2 protein-coding genes are annotated in these 5,652 nt (G+C 59.1%); both read right to left on the reverse strand.

The genetic code is table 11. From position 1 onward, the window contains the following. Nucleotides 1–3,166 (reverse strand): ATP-dependent helicase (locus Q5H33_RS07945; RefSeq protein WP_302423916.1); only part of this gene is annotated, 3,166 nt, incomplete at its 3' end. Further along, nucleotides 3,163–5,652 (reverse strand): PD-(D/E)XK nuclease family protein (locus Q5H33_RS07950; protein WP_302423917.1); only part of this gene is annotated, 2,490 nt, incomplete at its 5' end. The genes Q5H33_RS07945 and Q5H33_RS07950, both read right to left, overlap by 4 nt.

A 5,652-nucleotide genomic window follows, 5' to 3' on the forward strand; every position in this document is an offset into this window, starting at 1 on the left:
CAGCATTGTTCATCGCCGAATCCACCTGCAACGCAGACAAACGCAACGTCTGCAGGGTCTCATCGCTCAACTCGCACGGCCATGGCAGGAACTGGTTGCCTTCCGACGGCTCGAGCGGCGCATTCCAAGCGTCGCCGACCACCGCATCTTCAAAATCGCGGGCATGCTCGCCCACAAAAAATCCATCCGGCAACGGCGCATCGATCGAATGCAGACTGGTCATGCCGTTTTCGGAGGAATCGACATCCTCAACTTCCGCAATATCGGCCAGGTTGCTCGGCTCAGCCGCTCTGGAAACGATATTGAGCATGGAATCGCGCACTTCCACTAGGAAATTCGACGGTTTGGACACACGTTTGCGATCGCCCACGGCACGCGGATCACGGCTTTCCGCATTCGTTGCGCTGCAGGTGAGCAGCGCCTCATGACGGGCGCGAGTCAACGCCACATACGCGAGGCGACGCTCGTCGGCATGCAACCGACGGCCATACTCCTCGATTTGCGTCAAATACAGTCCGTCCGGATCAATACCTTCCATGTCATCGACGCTCATATTCCGCAAGGTGCCGAACACTTCGTCGTCAATGATTTCCGCATCCTCCAGCATTTCCAACGCTTCCAACGGATTTCCACCCACAAGCGCGTCATGGGGGAATCGCGGCAGAATATCGGCGTCCACACGCACCGGAACCGGCACCGCAGCAGGATCGGTCAGCCACGTTTTGGCGGTCTCATGATATTCGGGCGGCGTCCACACGCCATCCTGGAAACCGTTGAGATGCTCTTCATCAACGACCACACGCAGATCGCTGCCCTTGTTGGTGGGGAATCCGCCATCGGTCATGCCGACCACGGCCACGGCATCCCATTCAAGGCCCTTCGACTGGTGTACGGTCATCAGCACCACGTCGACAGGCGCATCGGGAGCCACCGCGTTCTCCTCGCGTGCGTCGCGCAGCGAATCCGCCCATGAGATGAACGCGCGCAGGCTCGGCGTTCCCTGCGACGCGATCTCCTGCATATACGTGTCGACGAGCTTCAGCAACGCATCGATCGGCGATTTGGCGAGCGCCACCCGGGATGCGGCGAGCGTGGCATCGGCCTGACCGCCGCGCATATGCTCGGCCAGCTGCATGTCGATATCGAGATTCAATGCGACGATGGCCTCACGAACCACTTCCGGCAACGGGTGGCCAAGCATGCGCAGCACCTGACGGATCGCATCCGCGGCGCGAAGCACTTCCTTCGTCCCTTCACGACTCACCCTGCCGTCAATGAGTTCCGCGAGATCGTCACGCAACATGAGGTCCACAAGGAAAACCGCATTCGGCACTTGATCTCGATATTCACGTACGATGGCACGGATTTCAGCATCGGAAGGACCCGACTTGGGAGTTACTCCATAAATTCCCAGATTTTCCGGTTTTTCTTCCTTGTTGGATTGCTCCTGCACGATTCCAGCTGAAACAAGCGCACGATACCGGCACATCGTGTTCACCTGTTCCGCGGTATCGGCGAGCGCCTGCAGATCGTTGGCGCTGATGGAGAATCGCGGCGTGGCCAGCAATCGCATAAGCGCCGCACTGTCGGTATGATCGCTGACGACGCGTAGCAAAGCGAACACGTCCTGCACCGCCGGGCGTTCCAGCAACGCCGACCGCCCCACTACCAGCGTGGTCAGGCCTGCGCGTTCGAGCGCTTCCGCGAATTGCGGCATGATTCCTTTGGAACGGAACAGCACCGCCACGTGCGGACGATTGTCTTTCATGCCATTGTCGAGGTCGCGCGAGGAAGGCGTATGCAGGGCGATCGCATGTTTGGCGAAGCGCACGACCGCGTCGACCTCCTGCCCGAACGTGTCGAACGCAAGCACGCCCACCGTTCCTTCGGGGGCTTCGTCGGTATTGACGAGCGCCGGAACGTCGACTTCGCGCATCAGCGAGCTGCTGAGGCGTCTGGCAGGCAAGCGGAGCGGTTTGGTGAGATTGTTCGCCGCTTCGAGCACCATGCGTGAGTTGCGCCGCGTCACGGTCAATGCGAATGGCCTGCTGGTGGCGTCCATGCCGAAATCGTGTTGCAGCATGCGGAATGCGCCAGGACTCGCCCCTCGCCATGCGTAGATCGATTGGAAGGGGTCGCCGACCGCGTTGACCGCGCTGCGATGCGTGTCGTCAGCGTGGAACAGCGCGCTCAGCAGTGCCGCCTGCGTGGTGGACGTGTCTTGGTATTCGTCGAGGAGCACATGCGAATAGCGTTTGCGGTAGGCCGCTCCGATGGACGGGAATCGGGAGACAAGCTGGAATGCCGCGATGGTGAAATCGCTGAATTCCGCCATATTGCAGGCGCGTTTTTCGGCATGATAGTCAAGCACAAGATCGAGCAGCAGGTCGCGTTGCTTGGCGACGAATGCGAGTTGCGCGCTGTTGAACACGCACATGTCGTGCCCGAGTTCGCGGTATTTCTCCAGTTTCTTTTCGTAGTCCGCGTCGGAATCCTTTTTCAGTCGTTTCGGCAGCTTTGGCGATTTCGGCTCTTCCGTTGGCACGGTTTCGCCGTCAAGCGCCTTGGCGATCTGTTCGACGAACGCCTCATCCCAGTCGCGCACGCGTTGCACGGCTTCGTCGAAGCTGGTGCAGTCGCCGCCGATCATGGCGCCGGAAATGGCGTTGGACAGGGCGAACACGTTGCCCGCTATGGTGTTGAACGATTTCAGATCGCCGTCGAACGCCATAAGATCATCCATATGCCTGTCAAGCACAGTGTGGATGAGCTGCATGGCACCTGCTTCGCTCAATGGCTGCGTGTTCTGGTCAAAGCCGACAAGCAGTCCATATTGGCGCACGATGGATTGGAAGAAAGCGTCGTACGTGGAGACTTCCGGTTTGAGGAACGTCATGTTCGCTGATTTCAGGCCGCGTTCGCGCTGGTCGCGAGTCACGGCCGCAGACACTCGAGACAATAGTTCCGAGGCCGCTTTGCGCGTGAAGGTCAGTCCGAGGATCTTTTCGGGGCTCACCCCCTGTTCGATCAGCGTGATGATGCGTCTGGTCATCGTGTAGGTTTTGCCGGATCCAGCGCCGGCCACCACCACCACATCCGCATACGAGGGCGCTTGGACGACGGCAGCCTGCTCAGGACTGTCGGTGAACTTCATGGTTCCGCTCATGCCGTTCTCCTTTCGAATACGGTGTTCTGTTCGCCCGCACAGGCCGGGCAGATCGTAGTGTTTCTGCAGTATTTCACATGTTCCGTCGTCGGTCTTGCGGTGATTTCGTTCGCCCTGCTGGCCGCGGCCGCATAGAAGACCCTCGCGATCATGGTGAGGGACCATACCGCCATCGTGCCGCGTAAGCCAAGGAACTCATTCCAATGCTCGTCGCTCACTTCCAACGGAGGAAGCATGTCATCGAGTCCGTCGTGGAAATCCTTGTCGAGTTTTTTGACGTAATAGCGCGGTATGAATTCGCCGGTATTGAGACTTCCATTGGCGAACAGCGCCTGCTGCATATGCGATTCGGCGGCGGTGTCGCCATACGGCGCAGGGTATGCGTGCTTGGCTACATGGAATAGCGCGCTTTGCGTGATGTTCGGCGCGTTCGCCACCGCCTGCGCCCCGCGCATGCCGCTTTCCTCGGGGAATACGAGTCCCAGCTGATAGCAGACGAGCTGCAGATCGTTGAACAGGCCTTCGCCGGTCGGACTGACACCGGTTTTGTAGTCGATCAGACGCACCTGCTGCGTGCCATCCGCCATTTCACGCCGTTCCAAACGGTCGATCCTGCCGGTCAAACGCACGGTGAGATACTCGCTCATGCCGGTTTCCGGCCATCCTCCGACCAACGCTCCCATAATGGCGATCAATTCGTTCCGTGAAATCGCGTGAACGCCGTCCATCGCATTGTAGGCGTCGAGAATATCGTCGAAATCGAATTTTGCGGTAAATTTCAGCTCAGGTTCGGCTTTCGTAAGTTTTCCAACGCTGAATGCATCATTATTTTTAATCGGATAATCACCATGATTCGATTGCACGAAATACGTGGCGATGTTACGCAACGCCTCCTGCGCCTGCTCATCTTTCTTCAACGCCTGATACCGTTGCGCGGGATCGGCAATGGCGTTGAAATCACCGCATAGACGCTTGTATTCGGCATACATCCATTCGGTGATCGCATTGATATTGTCCACGTCGCTGATGGCGGTATGGTGTTCCGGCATATCAAGTCCGGCTTCGGTGGCCTGTTGCGCCACCTTGTGGATCAGCGAGCCGAAACTCGTGGCGACGCTGCCCATGCGCGGGCCGGAGAAGCGGTTTTCCAACATCCAACACACCGGGCACGCCCACAGATTGTCTACCGCAGAAGGAGACAAAGTCACCACGTCGGATCGCCGCGATTTACCGTTTCGGCCCGACGTCGAGCTTTCCGACGTGTCGCTCATGCCCGTCCGCATGACGGCCGCGATCTTCCGCATGGTGGCCTCGACCGTCTCCCCCATAAACGGCCAACGGTCAGGGTCGGCCGCCGTAACACCATGCGAAGCCAGCAATGCCAACGCTTCCGCGGCATCACGCGCCTTCGGGCTGTCCTCAGGTTCCGACGCAAGCACGCTTCGGGCGGCCGCGACCAGACCACGGGGATCGGTTTCCAGCCCCGCGTAATCGCCTTGGCCGCCGACCGACGCATATTCTCGCCGTTCCATATCGGCGTCGCGATCGCGGTCGAAGCACTCCGGCATATATCCGTATAGAAAATCCGAAGGCACATTGTCGTCATTCAGCACGGCGCTCACCACCACACGCTCGCTGGCACGGGTCAACGCCACCAACAGGCTCTTCTGCTCGGAGGCGAGCACCGACGCCAGTTGCGCGTCCTGCCTGCCCGCCGGAGTGACGATCGTGTCGGACAATACGCCGTGCAGCATCACATCGGCCAGTTCCTCACCGCCGAACAACGTGTTGCGTGGTGTGAGATTCGGCCACTGCCCCTGCTGCAAAGCCGGCAGAAAAACCAGATTCCAGCGCTTTCCCGCCGCTCCTGCGGGAGTCGTCAGGGTCACCGCCTGATCAATGGGCGCGGTATGCGCCAGCGAATCCGCCTCAATGGTCAGCAAACGCACCTGTTCGATGAACGCCTCGATGGTGTGTACCGCGAATTCCCCGCTTGACTCGCCGCCTGAAGCATAGTTGAACAAACGCATCGCCGCGTCAAGCCGATCATTCGCGGCACGGCCGGCAGCCGAATGCTCCAGCGCCACACGCTGCCAGACTTCCGCCTTGCCGCAGGCCCTCCATGCGCAATCCAACACATATTGCGGTTCACGCGAAACCAGTTTGGCTTCCGACTCGCATGTTTTGTCAAGAACCTTCCACAATGATGCGAACGCCTTGATCTGCGGATCCGCGCCCAGCACGGAGGCGATCGCATCGACCACGCGATCGGTATTGCCCTCCATAAGAAGCACGTACAGCGCTTCCATACTCAGCGCGAAATCGCCTTCATGCTCGTCTTCATGCTCACTATCATGCTCGCCATCGGCGCGAATCGCATGATAGTCCGTCATATAATCGCGCCAATCTTCCATCAAACGAGGGAGCAACGCCTGTTGTTCGACGGCAGCGTCCGCCGCATCCTCATCATCTTCGAAATCATCTTC

Origin of the sequence: uncultured Bifidobacterium sp., from assembly GCF_959020145.1 — a bacterium.
Lineage (GTDB): Bacteria > Actinomycetota > Actinomycetes > Actinomycetales > Bifidobacteriaceae > Bifidobacterium.